Source organism: Methylobacterium mesophilicum (assembly GCF_022179445.1).
Classification (GTDB): Bacteria; Pseudomonadota; Alphaproteobacteria; order Rhizobiales; family Beijerinckiaceae; genus Methylobacterium; species Methylobacterium mesophilicum.
Genome location: NZ_BPQU01000008.1, coordinates 42,122 through 59,635, shown reverse-complemented (window position 1 = coordinate 59,635; position 17,514 = coordinate 42,122). Strand labels below are relative to the sequence as shown.

Sequence of the window (17,514 nt, the reverse complement as noted above, 5' to 3'; positions counted from 1 at the left end):
AAGAAGGCCGGATGCCCAAGAACGATCCCATCGATTCCGAGCTCGTCCGCGAACTCGCCAACCTCGTCACCGAGACCGGCCTGTCCGAGATCGAGGTCGAGAAGGGTGACCTGCGGATCCGCGTCGTGCGGCGGCTTGAGCCCGTCACCGTCCAGGTGGCGGCGCCCGCGCCTGTCGCGGCCGCCGCGCCGCCCGTGGCGCCGCCGACGGGGGCCCTCGCCCCGGCCGAGCCGGCCCGGACGCATCCCGGCTCGGTGCCGTCGCCGATGGTCGGGACCGCCTACCTGCGTCCTTCGCCTGAGGCCAAGGCGTTCATCGATATCGGCTCGAAGGTCGAGGTCGGCGACAAGCTGCTCCTCATCGAGGCGATGAAGACTTTCAACGAGATCGTGGCGCCCCGCGCCGGCACGGTGACGGCGATCTTCGTCGAGGATGGCCAGCCGGTCGAGTTCGGCGAGGCCCTGCTGGTCATCGCCTGATCGACGCGCGGGGCGGCCCGTTCGCTTCGCCGTTCGGGTCGCGTGCTACGAGCAGGCGGCGATGAGTCCCGTGCAGGCGATGTCGGGCGTCTTCCGCCACGTCGACCGTCACGTCAGGCCTGGAAAACGGCGCGCAACAAGAGGATAGATCATCCTGCGCGGTCCCGTCGGATCGCCTGGACGCTCTAAGGGTTCGATGTTCGACAAGATCCTGATCGCGAACCGCGGCGAGATCGCCCTGCGCATCCTGCGGGCGGCGAAGGAACTCGGGATCGCCACCGTGGCGGTCCATTCCACCGCCGACGCGGACGCCATGCACGTCCGGCTGGCCGACGAGAGCGTCTGCATCGGGCCGCCCGCCGCCCGGGACAGCTACCTCAACATCCCGTCGATCATCGCGGCTTGCGAGATCACCGGGGCGGACGCGGTGCATCCGGGCTACGGCTTCCTGTCCGAGAACGCCCGGTTCGCCGAGGTGCTGGCACACCACCAGATCGGCTTCATCGGCCCCAAGGCGCAGCACATCCGCACCATGGGCGACAAGATCGAGGCCAAGCGCACCGCCGTGAAGCTCGGCATCCCGTGCGTGCCGGGTTCCGAGGGCGGCGTCGAGGATGCCGACGAGGCCAAGCGGATCGCGGCCGGGATCGGCTACCCCGTCCTGGTCAAGGCGGCGGCCGGCGGCGGCGGGCGCGGCATGAAGGTCGCCCGCTCGGAGGCCGAACTGGAGCAGGCGCTCGGCATGGCCCGCTCCGAGGCCAAGGCGGCGTTCGGCGACGACGCGGTCTACCTGGAAAAGTACCTGGAGAAGCCCCGGCACATCGAGGTGCAGGTTCTGGGCGACGGCCGGGGCGGCGCGGTCCATCTGGCCGAGCGCGATTGCTCGCTGCAGCGCCGCCACCAGAAGGTCTGGGAGGAAGGCGGTTCGCCCGCGCTCAACGAGTCGATGCGCGCCGAGATCGGCGGCATCTGCGCCAACGCGATGAAGGAGCTGGGCTATCTCGGCGCCGGCACGGTCGAGTTCCTGTACGAGGACGGCCGGTTCTACTTCATCGAGATGAACACCCGCATCCAGGTCGAGCATCCGGTCACCGAGATGATCACCGGGATCGATTTGGTGATCGAGCAGATCCAGGTCGCCTCGGGCGGCCCGCTCTCGGTGTCGCAATCCGACATCAAGGTCGAGGGTCACGCCATCGAGTGCCGGATCAACGCCGAGCACCCGGAGACCTTCCGGCCGTCCCCGGGCCAGATCACCCATTATCACACCCCCGGCGGCCTCGGGGTCCGGGTCGATTCCGCGGCGTTCCAAGGCTACCGGATCCCGCCGCATTACGACTCGCTGATCGGCAAGCTGATCGTGCACGGGCGCACCCGCAACGAGTGCCTGATGCGCCTGCGCCGGGCGCTGGACGAGTTCGTGATCGACGGCATCGACACCACGCTGCCGCTGTTCCGCACCCTGGTCCGCAACCCGGACGTCCAGAACGGCCTCTACGACATCCATTGGCTCGAGCACTTTTTGGAAGATGGCGGCATGAAGGTGTGAGCCCGGCCGGAGACCGCGAGCCAGTTCGACCGGTTCTTCCCACCCTCGCCCTCCTCCGGAGGCGACGGAGCGAAGCGGAGGCGTCGAAGGAGGGCTCCAGCCAGCTGCGCGATCCCTTGGGGGCTCCTTCAGGGCTCGCCGCGCTCGCACCGCGGGATGAGGGGGGTGTTTCGGAGAGCTGTCGTCTGACCGAGATCGTGTCTCCAATCCGACTTTGAAACTGCGCTTGCGGCGATCAGGTCCGGCGCCGGCTCTGGCATTTGGACCGGCGCCGCGCGACACTCGTCCCATGCACGATCCGACCCGCGTGGACATCACCCCCGAGATCCTGCTGAAGGCCTACGCGGCGGGCATCTTTCCGATGGCGGAGGATGCGACCGACCCGACCCTGTACTGGGTGGAGCCGCGGGCGCGCGGCGTTCTCCCCCTCGACGGGTTCCGGGTGTCCCGGCGCCTGGCCCGGACGGTGCGGTCCGACCAGTTCGAGGTCCGGTGCGACACGGATTTCGACGGGGTGATCAGCGGTTGCGCCGCACCCCGCCGGGACAGTGAGAAGACCTGGATCAACGGGCGGATCCGCGAGCTCTACGGCGCGCTGTTCGACCTCGGGCATGTCCACACCGTCGAAGTGTATGCCGGTGCGGACGGGCGTTTGGTGGGCGGCCTCTACGGCGTCTCGATGGGGGCGGCCTTCTTCGGCGAGAGCATGTTCCACGAGGTGCGCGACGCCTCGAAGGTTGCCCTGGTCCATCTGATGGCGCGCCTGCGCGTTGGCGGTTACCGTCTCGCCGACACCCAGTTCGTGACCGACCACCTCACGCAGTTCGGCGCCGAGGAGTTGCCGCGGCACATCTATAAGCGGCGGCTCGCCGTCGCCCTCGACGCGGTCGCCGACTGGAACGTCTGGCCTTGCGACGGGACCGTCCCGGGCGCGCGGGCGCTGGACGCGCTGGGCGTCGGCGCGGCCGACTGAGCCTCAGCGGAACAGCGCGTCGAACAGGTTCTGCGGCTGCGGCGGGGGCGGCGGGGCTGGAGCTGGCCCTTCGTTCGACGGGAAGAACTTTCGCGAGGGCTTCTGTCGCGGCTGCACCGGCACCCCGCGCGGCGCCTCGACATCGACCTGGCCGGCGGCGTTGAGTTGCTGGGCGGTCTTGGTCGAATCCCGGCCGGCGCGTTTCGTCCGTTCCGGCTTGGCGGCCACCGCCGGCACGTCCTCCTGCTCCTTCGCCTCTGCGATCACGTCGCTGCCGCCTTTGCAGTCGACCAGCCAGACGTCGTAGATCGGGTGCTCGATGGCGTGCAGGCCGGGGCTCGACGCGAACATCCAACCGGTGAAGATGCGGCGATACTTGTTGTCGAGGGTGACCTCATCGACCTCAAGGAACGCCGTGGTCTTGGCGCTCTCGGTCGGCGGCCGCGTGTAGCAGACCCGCGGGGTCATCTGCAGCGACCCGAACTGCACGGTCTCGTCCACCGCAACCTCGAAGGACACGATGCGGCCGGTGATCTTGTCGAGGCCGGAGAACACCGCGGTCGGGTTCTTGATCTTGTCGGCCGCGGCCGGGCCGGCCCCGAGGGCCAGTGCCAGGCCGAGGAGCAGTCCGGCGCGTGCGAGGGCTTTGGTGCGGCTCAAGGCTCGGACCCCTAATGCATCGCCCCGAAACGTGGGACCGTCTCTCGGAAGACGACGATGCGGAACAAGGACCCCAGGGCAGCGGCCCGGATTCGGGACGAGGCTCTAGAGGAAGGCCGGTCACGCCGTCACGGGCGCGGCGGTCGGATCGGATAGCCCCGAGGTGAACACTGGAACGGTGGCGGTAAAAGGGCGCCGCAGCCGCAAGCCTACTCGCCGGGCGTCCAGGAGACGTAATCGCCGGTCGCGGCCGGTCGCGAGCCCCAAGAGAGCTGCGAGCCCTGCGGTCGGTATGCGTTCGGCGTGCCGGTCTGGTTCTCGACATGCGGCTGCTGCCAGGCGCGCGGCGTGTAGGTCTCTTCGCTCGGGGCGAGATCGACGTTGTGGCACAGCCAGCCGCGCCAGCCGGGCGGAACCTTCGAGGCGTCGGCGTAGCCGTTATAGACCACCCAGCGCCGTTCCGAGCCGACCGAGCGGTCGATCAGCGCGCCTTCGGCCTTGTAGTACTTGTTTCCGAAATCGTCCTCGCCGACGAAGATGCCGGTGCGGGCGGTCTGGAGCGCGAGCGAGACGGTCTGTCCGTTCCACCACGTGAAGACGCGCAGCAAAGTGTCCTTCAGCGCCATCGCCGGTCCCGGATTCAAGCCGCGCCACGCCGGCGCTTCGTGGCGTCGTTATGGTGAGCGCACGCGCCCGAGTCCAGCGGTTCGGCCCAACTGTCGCTGCGCGGCAACGCCCACGCCGGACATCAGCCGGCTATTCAAGAACCGCGATAAAGTGCCTCTACTTCAGGGTGTGGATCGAAAATTTTTCCGCTCCGAATCCCGAATGCCGGAAGGGCACTTATCCGAGTCGCCGTCGATATCCACAGGTTTATGCGAGCCGGCACAACATCTAGCGGGGAACCGCACCGACGCACACTACTTGTTGACGTGAGAGCGATGGCGGCGGTATTGTCCCTGCATCGGTCGCGCCGCCCCCCGTGGTGCGTTTCGGCAGGTTCGACCGGCCTAAAATCATCTTCGCTGAGTCGCCTCGCGTCCGGTTTCCGGGCCCGAGCGAACGCGACCCCCTTATTGGGAATCGACCCCGCGTCCAGCGGGGCCGGGACATTCGTGTCCCGACGGGAGAGGTGTGTCTTATGCGGTTCGAGCGTCGCTACACCACGGCCGGACAGTCGCCCTATACCGGTATTCCGTTTCGCAATGCCTTGAGCGAGATCCGCAATCCCGACGGCTCGGTGGTGTTCCGCCTGGATGGCATCGACGTGCCGGAAAGCTGGAGCCAGGTCGCCAGCGACGTGCTGGCGCAGAAGTACTTCCGCAAGGCCGGCGTTCCGGCGCGCCTGAGGAAGATCGAAGAGAACGACGTCCCGTCCTTCCTCTGGCGCTCGGTGGCCGACGAGGCCGCCCTGGCCGAACTCCCCGAGGAGGAGCGGATCGGCTCGGAATCCTCGGCCACGCAGGTGTTCGACCGGCTGGCCGGCTGCTGGACCTACTGGGGCTGGAAGGGCCGCTACTTCTCCTCCGAGGAGGACGCTTCGGCGTTCTTCGACGAGCTGCGCTACATGCTCGCCAAGCAGATGGTGGCGCCGAACTCCCCGCAATGGTTCAACACCGGCCTGCACTGGGCCTACGGGATCGATGGCCCGAGCCAGGGCCACTTCTACTGCGACTACCGCACCGGTGAGCTGACCCGCTCGGCGTCGAGCTACGAGCACCCGCAGCCGCATGCCTGCTTCATCCAGGGCGTGCAGGACGACCTCGTCAACGACGGCGGCATCATGGACCTGTGGGTCCGCGAGGCGCGCCTGTTCAAGTACGGCTCCGGCACCGGCTCGAACTTCTCCGCGCTCCGCGGCGAGAACGAGAAGCTCGGCGGCGGCGGCAAGTCGTCGGGCCTGATGAGCTTCCTCAAGATCGGCGACCGGGCGGCCGGGGCGATAAAGTCCGGCGGCACCACCCGCCGGGCGGCCAAGATGGTGATCGTCGACATCGACCACCCGGATATCGAGGCGTTCATCGACTGGAAGGTGAAGGAGGAGCAGAAGGTCGCCGCCCTGGTAACCGGCTCCAAGGTCGTGTCCAAGCATCTCGGCCTGGTCATGAAGGCCTGCACCCAGTGCGAGGCGGAAGGCGATGCCTGCTTCGATCCGGACCGTAACCCCGCGCTGAAGCGCGAGATCAAGGCCGCCCGCAAGGCCTCCGTGCCGGATGCCTACATCAAGCGGGTCGTCCAGTTCGCCCGCCAGGGGTTCACCAAGATCGATTTCCCCGTCTACGACACCGATTGGGATTCCGAGGCCTACCTCACGGTCGCCGGCCAGAACTCCAACAACTCCGTCTCGTTGACGGACGACTTCCTCCGGGCGGTCGATGCTGACGCCGACTGGCACCTGACCCAGCGCACCACCGGCAAGGTCGCGAAGACCATCCCGGCCCGCGAGCTGTGGGAAAAGATCGGCGAGGCGGCGTGGGCCTCGGCGGATCCGGGCCTGCACTTCAACACCACGATGAACGACTGGCACACCTGCCCGCAGGGCGGCCGGATCCGGGCTTCGAACCCGTGCTCGGAATACATGTTCCTGGACGACACCGCCTGCAACCTGGCCTCGGCCAACCTGCTGACGATGTACGACCGGCAAACCAAGCGCTTCGATGTCGAGGCGTTCGAGCACCTGAACCGCCTCTGGACGGTGGTGCTCGAGATCTCCGTGATGATGGCGCAGTTCCCGTCGAAGGAGATCGCGGAGCTGTCGTTCCGGTACCGGACGCTCGGCCTCGGCTACGCCAATATCGGCGGTTTGCTTATGACCATGGGCCTGCCCTACGACTCCCATGAGGGCCGCGCCCTGGCCGGTGCGCTCACCGCGATCATGACCGGCGTGGCCTACGCCACCTCCGCCGAGATGGCGGCCGAGCTGGGTCCGTTCCAGGCCTACGACGACAACGCCGACGCGATGCTGAAGGTGATCCGCAATCACCGCCGCGCCGCCCACGGCGAGGCCGAGGGCTACGAGTTCCTGAGCATCGCCCCGGTGCCGCTGGACCACGCCAATATCCCGCAGGACAACCTCGGTGCCCATGCCCGCGCGGCCTGGGACCGGGCACTCCAGCTCGGCGAGACCCACGGCTACCGCAACGCCCAGACGACCGTCATCGCGCCCACCGGCACGATTGGCCTCGTCATGGATTGCGACACCACCGGCATCGAACCCGATTTCGCCCTGGTGAAGTTCAAGAAGCTCGCCGGCGGCGGCTACTTCAAGATCATCAACCAGGCGGCACCCGACGCGTTGCGGGCGCTGGGCTACCGCGAATCCGAGATCGCCGAGATCGAGGCCTACGCGGTCGGCCACGGCTCCATGGGCCAGGCCCCGGCGATCAATCCGACGACGCTCCGGGCGAAGGGTTTCACCGACGACAAGATCTCCGCGATCGAGAAGGGCCTGAAGTCGGCCTTCGACATCAAGTTCGTGTTCAACCGGTGGACGCTGGGCGACGACTTCCTGATCCAGACCCTCAAGGTCCCGGCAGAGAAGCTGTCGGACCCGACCTTCGAGCTGCTGCCGTTCCTCGGCTTCACCAAGAAGGACGTCGAGGTCGCCAACACCCATATCTGCGGGGCGATGACGCTCGAGGGGGCTCCGGGCCTCAAGCGCGAGCACTATCCGGTGTTCGACTGCGCCAATCCGTGCGGCCGCATCGGCAAGCGCTACCTGTCGGTGGAGAGCCACATCCGCATGATGGCGGCAGCCCAGCCGTTCATCTCCGGGGCGATCTCCAAGACGATCAACATGCCCAACGACGCCACCGTCGAGGATTGCAAGGCGGCCTACCGCCTGTCCTGGACCCTGGCGCTGAAGGCGAACGCCCTCTACCGCGACGGCTCGAAGCTGTCGCAGCCGCTCAACGCCGCGCTGATCGCCGATGAGGACGACGAGGCCGACGACGCCCTCGAGGCGCTGATCCAGGCGCCCGCCGCGGCCAAGGCCGCTCAGATCGCCGAGAAGATCGTCGAGCGGGTGATCGAGCGGGTCGAGCACATCCGGTCCCGCGAGAAGCTGCCGGCCCGGCGCAAGGGCTACACGCAGAAGGCGGTGGTTGGCGGCCATAAGGTCTACCTGCGCACCGGCGAGTACGACGACGGCCGCCTCGGCGAGATCTTCATCGACATGCACAAGGAGGGCGCGACCTTCCGGAGCCTGATGAACAACTTCGCCATCGCGATCTCGCTCGGCCTCCAGTACGGCGTGCCCCTTGAGGAGTATGTGGAAGCGTTCACGTTCACCCGGTTCGAGCCGGCCGGCTTCGTGCAGGGCAACGACGCGATCAAGAACGCGACCTCGCTCCTCGACTACGTGTTCCGCGAGCTGGCCGTGTCGTATCTCGGCCGCGCCGACCTGGCCCATGTAAGCCCCGCCGAGATCGGCGGCACGGTGCTCGGCGGCGGCGAGGCCGGCGACACCACGCGCGACGGGTCCAAGCCCGCCCCGGCCTCCTCGGTGGTCTCGCGCGGCCTGCTGCGCGGCTCGGCCGACCGCCTCACCCTCATCCAGGGCGGCCCGGCCGGCGGAACGGTCGGCGTCGGCGCCGCAGGCACCGGCCAGACCTCTCCGGCCGGCGGGACGGTTCACGCGATCCACGGCACCTCGGCGCTCAAATCCGAGCCTGCGGTGGCGCGTCAGACCGAGACGATCGCCGACACCCTCCCCTTCACCAAGGTCGAACGCACCGTCGCCGACCGACGGGCCGAGGCGAAGATGAAGGGTTACGTCGGCGAAGCCTGCCCGGAATGCGCCAACTTCACGCTGGTCCGCAACGGGACCTGCCTGAAGTGCGACACCTGCGGCTCCACGACCGGTTGTTCGTAATCGACGCGACGGAGCTGCTGTTGTGGGCCGCCTTTGAGTTCGGTGTTTTTCGCCGGTTTTGGAGTTCTTAGAGCACCAAAAGTTTGCTTGAGGCGGCGCGCTCTGGGCTAGTCCGAAATGGCCTCTGCTCAAAATGCAAGATCTGCGGGAGCACAACGCCGAGCCTTGAAATTCAATGGTTTCGGTTTGTGTAGCGTGAGGCACAAGATGGTCAAGAATACTTCAGAGCAGCCTCTATTTGAGAGGCACAATTTGGAAAATATGACCTGAAGTTGCTTTACCGGTCAGCCGGCAACTTAAATTAGGGTGACGTCCCTGACGGAAGGTACCCGGCAATCGTAGCCGAATTGGACGTGGGAGGACGCCGGATCGGCGTCCTCCAATACCGATCGGAACAAAATAAGTACGACCAAGCTTGTGGCGAACTTGGCAGCCTGTCGCCGGTACTGCCTTCCTCGAAGACGCACTAAGAAGGTCGCGACGACGCACCTTCAGGTCGGCAACGACAATATGACCCTCGCACTTCACAGAGCGGTCGTAGGCTCTTCATCAACTGCAAGATCACGCAATGCGCGGACGATCCGAAGGACGGTGCCGCCGACGTCGGAACGCACCTAGAGGTTCAGTCGCAACAAAATGCCTGTGAAAAAGGGTGGCGGTGACCGCAAGCGGGGCGGAAAGCCTTCAACCGACATTCCAAGGAGCGATGCGGCTGCCATCAAGGCGAAGATCGCACGCGCCACCACGAAACCGAAGCCGTCGGGCAAGAGCAACAGCGGAACGCGGCGTCGCGCTGATCCTGCCTGTGAATCGCCTGCGGGATACTGCCCACCGCGTGGTGTGACGCCCCCAAGCCCCATCCCGCCATCGACACCAAGAGAACGGCTGCTACCGCTCGTCTCGGTCGGGAGCCGAAAATTCGAGGAGCTTTGCGAAGACCTCGTCGAGATCGCCTTCCCGGATACGAAGCGGACGTCATTGAAGCGGGTCGGCGGCGTCGAGCAGTACGGAGTCGATGTAGAGGGATTCGACGAGAACGGCGACCCTTTCGTGGTCGTGTCGGTGAAGTGCTACCGCGACATCAAGGCCTGGGACTTCAAACCGTGGATCGTCGACTTCACCAAACATCTCGACGGTCATTGGAAGGGCAAGGGCGTCCGTCGTTTCGTCCTCGCGATTTCCCATGAATGCAACGACGATGCGATGAACGCGGCCGCGAAGGCAGTGATCGACGAACTCCGAGCGCAGGGCATCGAGTTCGAGCTCTGGAACACGCACCGCATCTCGAGGCTCGCCGGCCGCGACCTCTCGATCATCGACCGCTATTTCTCCCGCTATTGGACCGAGGCGATCTCGGCGGGTCTGGGAACAGGTTCGCCGGTCGTAGCGGGACCGACGAACGCCGCGATTGGCGATCCCGGCATGATCGCTGCTGCCGAGCTTCTGCGACAGGCAGCCGAGCTTGCTTCCGCCGGGGCGGGAGGGGTGAGTGATCTCATGGCCGCTCGCCTCGAAGACGCGATCGCAGCGCTTCGCAGGGGACGCGTCAGCGAGCTACGGATTTGGCTTGGCGAGGCGAGATCGACCGACCGCCTTTGGGCGGGTCTCACCCCCGCGATCCGTGCGAAGGCGCTGCGGGCGACTGCCCTCCTGCATCTTCGGGATGGCGAGACGTCCGTGGCCGGGGATCTGCTCGACGAGGCCGATGGCGTAGCCGCACCGATAGACGCCTCGGCACGCGCTCATCTCGCATGGGCGGAGGGACGGCCAGACGAAGCTTTGGCCATGGTCGCGAAACCAGCCAACTCACGCGAACTGGAGGCGAGATGCGCGTTTCTGCTTGAGGGAGGACGGGCACAGGAGGCCGTGGCAGCTCTCGCAACGGCAACGGGTGACAAGATTACTTCGGAAATCCTGCGTCTGCGCGCGATCGCCGCCTTCATCGTCGGCGACCGCGCAAGTGCCATGCAGGATGCATCGTCCGCTCTGGAGCGAGCACCGGACGAGATAGCGCCCCAAATGACGCTTGCGACCATCCGCCTCTTCTCGGCCATGATCGAGGGTGTCCGACCGCAATTCGGCTGGATGCCTCAGCCGATCAATCCAGGCCTCCTGCGCGATGATCCCGATGCGGCGACGCTTCTGGAACTGGCCCACGAGGATTTCTCGCGTCTCCTGCGCCTCGCGGAACCACCGGTTCGTGGGCATATCGAGATCTGGAAACTCGCGGCGCTGCTCCTCAATCCTGCAAGACGGGAGGAAGGAGCAGACTTGGCGCGTGAACTTCTCAAGCGCTCGGCTCCGGACCCGGTGGCCGTAGCGTGGGCTGGAAACTTCGGCTTGGTCGAGAAGCCCGGTCGGATCACGAAGCTATTCGGCGACATGGTGCGCCAGGACCGTGGTACCGTTGCCCACGTCATCGTCCTCGCGCTTCTGAGCGCGGGCGTCGACCGGCCGAAGCGCGGCCTAGACGTCATACGACGATATGAGAGCAAATTTCCCGACGACGGCGAGTTTCTCGCCGACTGGAAGGCGCGGTTCGGCGACCGTTCGACCGACGATGCCACGTCATACGCGACCGTGGTGCAGGAATGCCTCCGCGGCTCCGACAGCTCGCCTCTGATCGTGCTCCTCGAAGATCCCGGTACGACCGTCGAAGACGTCCTAACAGGTGCGGAATTCCTTGCATGGCGGTCGGCCTGGGACGATCTCGACCGCTTGCGGTCGCGGCTGCTTGCCATGGAGGCCGTCCGGCCGCGTGAACTCGCGGCGCTGGCACCTCTCAACGCCGGGCGTCCGGCAGAATGTCTGGAGGTACTGGAGCAGATCGCTGCCGATTCGGCCGGAGGCGGACTCCCGCGCCGCTTCGTCGCCATGCGCATACGTGCCAACGAGGAGATGGGCCGGCATCGGCAGATCGTCGACGATCTGCTTTCGATACGCCGGGCCGGAGACGACCCGTACATCGAGGGACGTCTGTTCGAAGCATACCTGCGGGTCGGGGCACTTAACGAAGTACGGAACGCGGCCACGCGGATCCTCGAAGGAGTCGATCTCGCCCCCGATCAGGCGCTCAGGATCGCCTATGCTCTGCGCACGTATGACGCGGAGACGGCAAGGCGTGCGCTGGCCCGGGCCGCGGAACTCGGAATCCATCCAGAGGCGGTCGGCGCCGCGGCGTCTCTTGCAGCCGACTTGGGTCTTTCCGAGGTGCAGGACCGCATGTTCCGTCTCTTGGCGTCTGCCGACGCAGAAGCTGGCGGCCACATCCGGTTCGACACCGTCGAGGAGGCAGTCGCCTTCATCGACGAACGCTCGCGCGAGTACGAGGCCCGCTTCGAAGACTGGCTGCGCGGCGCCATGCCCGCAGTTCTGGCTATGCAGTCGGACCTCGCCGCCTACGGCCGTCTCTTCCTGGCCGAGCCGGCCGAGCGGCGCAACAACAGGGGCAACCTCTTTCCGATGCTCCTTCTGTCCGGTGCGCGTCGGTCGCCGGCCGTCTGGACCGAAGGAGAGCGGCCGGTTCTACGGATGGATGTGTCGGCGTTGTTGCTGGCCAGTCGGCTCGAGCTTCTACCTGAGCTCGATCGTGCCTTAACCATCCGTGTCCCGAAGTCGACCGCAGAAGCCCTGATGGAGATGCAAGGCGAGTTCCGCTCCGTCGATCACGGTATTGTCGAAGCTTGTCGGAGCTCCCTCTCGCCCGCTGCCGGGGAAGTCAGGGTCGTACGTGACGTACCGGAGGATGCCGCCTCAATCGAGGTGCCAGATCGGGCGGGCGAACTCGACCCCGAGGTTGTCGCAGGTCTGCTGGATGCGGCTTTCTGCTCCGGTCATCTCGATCGCGACGCCATGGAGGAAGCACGAGCAAGCCTGCAGGTGATCGATGCAGGCCTGGGGCGCCGGATTTCCTCCGCCCTGCTGACGCCGCGCATCATCTACCGTTTGGCCGCCGCGGGTGTCCTTGCGCCGATTGCGCGGGCGACGCCGACGTTCCTTTCGGAAGAGGACGCGACGAGAATCGCCCGCGAGCTCGAAAGTGCAGTCCACGACGACCGGCTGCGCGACGTGCTTCGAGCGCTCGTGGCGACCGTCTCCGAACGTCTGCTTGCGGACGACGGCTGGACGAGCCTCGATCGTCCGGAGGAGGACGCCACCCAGACCGTCAGGATGCCCGCACATCTCAGATGCGTGATGGAGGTCATCGGTGCCCGCCGGAGCGCTCCCGAGATGTTCTGGGTGGAGGAGCGTGCCTTCTCCCACGCACGGATGGCCGGTGCCGTGCAGATCCATGACGTGATCGATCGGCTGCACGCTCGAGGCGTCATCCCGACCGGGAGGCGCACCTTCCTGCTGCGCGAGCTCCGTCGCCTCGGCTATTCCTTCGCACCGGTGGATCCGGCTTCGGTCGCTGGCCGGATCGAGGCGGCCTCGATCGACGGGCAGAATGTGCTCGAGACGCGTGAACTCGAGGAGATCCGGATCTGGTTCGCGAACGAGACCCGGCTCCTGTCACACCTCGACAAGACGTTTCAGCCGTCGAAGGACGGCGAGGTGGTCGGCGAGATCACCCGTGTGCTGGACCATGGAAACCTGGTCCGCTCGGTGCTCGACCGCCTTTGGGCGAACCGAACTGCGACGGAAGCCGAGAAGAGGGCCAGATCGAGGTGGGCCTGGATCTGCCTCAGGGCTGGCCGCATTCCGGGTTTGCCCGCCGATGCCGAGCCCGAGGCACGTCGGTACATCCATGCCGTGTCGCTCGCCCACGTCGTCGACCTGCCCTTGTTCGCGGATCTTTCCGCGGAGCACGGCATGGAGTTCGACGTCCGCCGCCAGTTCATGGAATGGTTCGTCGACGAACAGCTTTTCGCGACGGCAAAAGGCGATCCGGCAACGACGGATGCGGTCGCAAACATTCTGGCCGGCATGCTTTCGGAGTTGCTCGAGCGGCCGACCGGCGTCGAGGGAGAGATCGAGGAGGAAGTCCGCCGCTCCTTCGTGAAGATCGCGCTCCGTCTCGTCATCCTGTTCCCGGACGATTGGAGCGACCGCATCGTCGATCGGCACGATCTGCGCAGAAAGCTCGATATCAAGTCCGGCATGGTGCTGCATCTCGGCGAAACCATCGAGCTCGAACCCGACGTTCTGGTCGATGCCTATCGGGCCGCCTGCGACGCCGAAGTCTCCGGAGGCCCGGCGACGGCTTCGTTCAATCTTCCGGACGGTTCCGTCGGCCGCTTCGAGCTTGCTCCGCCCGAACGATCGGTCCGGCTCGCGACGATCGGGATCGGCACTGAAACCGTGCGCATGGATCCCGTCACGAGCGTGCTTCTCGACCCGGATGAAGATCGACGGCTCGCAGCGTCGGGCGCGCTACACCACCTCGTCGATCGTCGCGGCTGGATTTCGCCCGAGGATGCTGCCGCAGCTGCACGACATGCCGCCGTCGACGATCGTTTCGCAGCATTCAAGGCACTGACGGACCGTGATCTCCAAGGCTCGGTGACCAGCCTCCGCAGCCGCCTGCGGGAGACCGGCACGATCACTCTCGACGCCCTGACGCTCCCATCGGCGGAAGCAGTTCTCGGCTTCATTCGGATGCGCCTTTCCGATTGCCTCGCCGATGCGGTGAAGGAAGCAGCTCTTCGGCTCGATAACGAGCTCGATATTCGGACAGCCGCCTCGCGCCTCGCGGCCTCGCCGTTTCGGCTCCCGGACGATCTCCTGCGGCGATGGGGAGCATTGCTTTGCGATCCGGACGAGGGCCGGCCGCGGAGATCGCAATCTCCGCTCCTCGCGGCTCTCCGGCTCCGGACGTTGTGTATCGCTTCCGCAGAAGAAACGACTATTGCCGCGGCAGCGAACGAGTTTGTCGAAGCCGTCCGACTGCAGGGGCGGCTGTTCGCAGCTCTACTTCGGCACGGCGCCCAGGCGGCCTTGCACCGCGAGGACTGGCGAGCTCTCGACCCAGCTATACGTACGCTTCTGCTCTGGATACGCGCCGACCAGCTGACGCGGGCCCTCGCGCCGGCGACGGCGGACGCGGACCAGCTGGCAGATTGGGTGCAGGGCTGCTCGGCGTTCGATCTGGCCGACCGCCGGAATCGGTCGTTCCTTCCTGACTGGGAGATCCGCCTGACCTTCGGCCTTACGCCGGAAATCCTTGCAGCGTCCGTTGTGGCGGACATGATCCGCGAGGGATCGATCGAACGTGTGCCCACGGCATCGGTGGAAGCCTTCAAGGTCGCGACCGGGCACGTCGATGGCGAAGCGTGGTTGCCGTCGCTTGCGATCGTACCCATTCCGTCCGGGGCTCCGGAGGCATGTTGGGCCGGTCGCGACGCACTCGGCGTGCTCGTGGGAGCGGGATGGCTGAATCCGGATCACGTCTTCGGCGCCAGAGAGGATACGACGCTCGCCGACAGACTCCTAGAGGCCGCGGCTGCAGAGACCGATCCGGCGATGCGGCTCCTGATGCCGATCCTACTGTCGCTTGTGGACTTCGCGCGCATCGACGAGCACCGCAGAATCCGCGTGGCAGAGGCCGTGACTCTGGCGGAGCAGGATCCTTTGGTCGAGCCCGACCAGATCAGCATGATACGGATCCTGAATGCCCTCTCTGACGCAACTTCTAAGCAGGACGACGTCGTTGCGATGACGGCCGCACTCGCTAGGCAGGCTCGGCGCTGCGCCGAGAAATGGCCGCACGAGCGCCTGCGCTTCCGTATCACCGACACCGATGCGGCACGTACGATGGCTCGCTTCATGGATCTCGCATTCCAGCACGCCGATGATCTACCGAGGTCGGGTCCGGATAGAATGCTCGCTTTCGCCGAGACGGTCCGATCGATCATCGATGCGTGGCCGAACGGCCTCGCAGCCGCGGTGGGAAGTCTCGACGCTGTCGCCCGGCAGATCGAGTTCGACGAGGCGGTCTCGATCTGGCCGATCCTCATCGATCTGCGGGGGCGGACGATTCCCTGACCCGGGGTACGGCGAGGCCCGACATCGACAGGGACCGACCGCGATCTTGGTTTTGTCGTACAGATAGACAGTAGCACGGTATCGGATGTGGATCGGCGTCGAAGCATGGTTCTTCCGCACTTTCGGTGCTGAAGGTTTGGCATCGGATCAAGCTTTGCCGACCCCGGCTCATGCAGCATGCAGGACGCGTTGGCGCAGGAGATCGAAACCGGCGCGACCGTACATGCTCCGCTTGATCAGCTTGAAGCGGTTGACCTGCCTGTGAAAAGGCGTCGAAGGTTGGTTCTTCCGCACTTTCGGTGCTGAAAGTTTGGCATCCGATCAAGCTTTGCCGATCTCGGCTCATGCAGCATGCAGGACGCGTTGGCGCAGGAGATCGAAACCGGCGCGACCGTACATGCTCCGCTTGATCAGCTTGAGGCGGTTGACCTGCCCCTCGACGGGTCCGTTGCTCCAGGGCTCAATGATAGCGGCGCGCACGGCTGGCTCGTCCTGCCGGAGCCCGGTGACGAAGCCGCCGAGATCGGTCGCGGCTGCAGCTTCCAGCCAGGTCGTCAGTCCGGTGGGATCGTTCTGGCGCAGGAGCTCGGCGAAGGCGCGGATATCCTTGGCGGCCTGCTTCAGCTTCGGCGCGGCGCTGCAGAGCGCTTCGGTGAAGGCGCGATCCTCCCGCGATAGTGCGGCCGGGTCGGCGGTGAGCCAACGGGTGATGCGGCGCGTCGAGGGGACCCGGGCGGACGGTGATCGCGCAGGCGCATCCTGCCTCCGTCGTGAGGCCCAGCGCCGGACGATGTCGTGGCTGCCAATGAAGCCCTGCGCGTGCAACTCGCGGTGGAGGACGGTGGAGCTGTGCTGGCCCTCCCGCCAGCGTGCCTCGAGGAAGGGGAGATGGCGATCGAGCAGGCTCGAACCAGGTGCGCGGCGGTAGGGCATGAACCGGCCCGCCCGCACCCAGCGGCGCACGGCGTTGCGGGATGCTCCGAGACGGCGAGCGATCTCTTTGGTCGGCAGACCTTCGCCGTGGAGGCACAGGGCCGCCTCGCAGCGGTCGCGTCGCCGGCTGCTCACGTTCGTTGGCGCTGTCTTCGTCTTCGCCAGATCAGGGGAGCCGGCGGGGTTGTGCACGGCGCGGTGCGCCACGTCTCGGATCTCGGACTGGTGCCGCTCGACGATGCCGCGCAGGGCCTCGGAAGCGTTGACGAGCAGGTGCCAGCGATCCGCGACCTGCGTCGCCGTCGGTGCTGCCGTGCGCGCGGCCTCAGCGTAGGGTCCCGAACGGTCACGGCTGACGACGGTCACGCTCGGATGGGCGGTGAGCCAGTCCCGCACCGGTGCCGACGAGCGGCCGGGCAACAGATCGATGACGCGCCGCCGCTCCAAGTCGCACACGATGGTGCCGTAGGACCGGCCGCGCCGCCACGCCCAATCGTCGATGCCGATGACCCGCGGCGGCGGAGACGGTACGGTCCCGCGACGACGGATCAGGCGCAGGACGGTGTCGCCGCTGACAGGCATGGCCAGCCGCCGCGACAACCTTGCGCCGGCCTCACCACCCAGCACCATGCCGATGTCGGTCTGCGCCTCGGCCAACCGGTCGCTGCGGCGCGCCTTGCGCGGACCCAGCCCCGGCACGCGTTCGGCAAAGATCCGCCCCGGGCAATGGCCGCAGCGGAAGCGGCGAACCTGCACCCGCCACGTCACCGACCGGTCCTGCCAGGGCAGGTCGTCGAACGTCCGCCAATACCTGCTGTGCACCCGCACTGACGCCCGCCCGCAGACCCGACAGCAGGCTTGGGCTGCCGTGGTTTGGGCGGTGATCAGCAACCCGGACGTGTCCAGCGTCAGACCATCGACGTGCAGGCCGTCCGGGACCGACGGCACCGACGGGTTCGAAATCGGCATAGCGCTGCCCTCGGGCCACCACGTGAACCAACGCCCGAATCATCCCGCAGCACCGAAATTGCGGATGAACCCGAAGGTTCACCCCTCCCAGGAC

8 protein-coding genes are annotated in these 17,514 nt (G+C 66.4%); 5 read left to right on the top strand and 3 right to left on the bottom strand.

The genetic code is table 11. The annotated features are described in order from the left end of the window. Nucleotides 1-11: 11 nt before the first annotated feature. From accB to aat, 3 genes are all read left to right on the top strand, one after another. Nucleotides 12-479: an acetyl-CoA carboxylase biotin carboxyl carrier protein gene (gene accB / locus MFF40_RS10835; RefSeq protein WP_147896700.1), complete on the top strand. Its 468-nt coding sequence runs from the start codon at nucleotides 12-14 to the stop codon at nucleotides 477-479. Nucleotides 480-675: 196 nt separating this feature from the next. Continuing rightward, nucleotides 676-2,028 carry an acetyl-CoA carboxylase biotin carboxylase subunit gene (gene accC, locus MFF40_RS10830; RefSeq protein WP_147855417.1) on the top strand — a complete coding sequence of 451 codons (1,353 nt, stop codon included), beginning with the start codon at nucleotides 676-678 and terminating at the stop codon, nucleotides 2,026-2,028. Nucleotides 2,029-2,317: 289 nt separating this feature from the next. Beyond that, nucleotides 2,318-3,001, top strand: coding sequence for a leucyl/phenylalanyl-tRNA--protein transferase (aat, locus tag MFF40_RS10825; RefSeq protein ID WP_147896701.1), 684 nt, complete (start codon nucleotides 2,318-2,320; stop codon nucleotides 2,999-3,001). A 3-nt stretch (nucleotides 3,002-3,004) separates the two neighbouring features. Here the strand turns inward: aat and MFF40_RS10820 are convergent, their stop codons facing one another. Both MFF40_RS10820 and MFF40_RS10815 read right to left on the bottom strand, forming a co-directional pair. Then, nucleotides 3,005-3,661: a DUF2155 domain-containing protein gene (locus tag MFF40_RS10820; protein WP_147855415.1), complete on the bottom strand. Its 657-nt coding sequence runs from the start codon at nucleotides 3,659-3,661 to the stop codon at nucleotides 3,005-3,007. A 209-nt stretch (nucleotides 3,662-3,870) separates the two neighbouring features. Further along, on the bottom strand, nucleotides 3,871-4,287 hold the full coding sequence (locus tag MFF40_RS10815; RefSeq protein ID WP_147855414.1) for an NADH:ubiquinone oxidoreductase subunit NDUFA12: 417 nt from the start codon (nucleotides 4,285-4,287) through the stop codon (nucleotides 3,871-3,873). 515 nt (nucleotides 4,288-4,802) lie between these two features. Between MFF40_RS10815 and MFF40_RS10810 the strand changes: the two genes are divergently transcribed. Next, nucleotides 4,803-8,534 carry a vitamin B12-dependent ribonucleotide reductase gene (locus MFF40_RS10810; RefSeq protein ID WP_238260379.1) on the top strand — a complete coding sequence of 1,244 codons (3,732 nt, stop codon included), beginning with the start codon at nucleotides 4,803-4,805 and terminating at the stop codon, nucleotides 8,532-8,534. 636 nt (nucleotides 8,535-9,170) lie between these two features. Continuing rightward, entirely contained in the window at nucleotides 9,171-15,518 is a 6,348-nt protein-coding gene (locus tag MFF40_RS10805) for a tetratricopeptide repeat protein (protein WP_238260378.1), read from the top strand. A gap of 342 nt (nucleotides 15,519-15,860) precedes the next feature. Here the strand turns inward: MFF40_RS10805 and MFF40_RS10800 are convergent, their stop codons facing one another. After that, the gene (locus MFF40_RS10800) at nucleotides 15,861-17,399 is read right to left on the bottom strand and encodes an ISL3 family transposase (protein WP_238260377.1); all 1,539 of its coding nucleotides are present in this window, start codon (nucleotides 17,397-17,399) and stop codon (nucleotides 15,861-15,863) included. Nucleotides 17,400-17,514 lie beyond the last annotated feature (115 nt).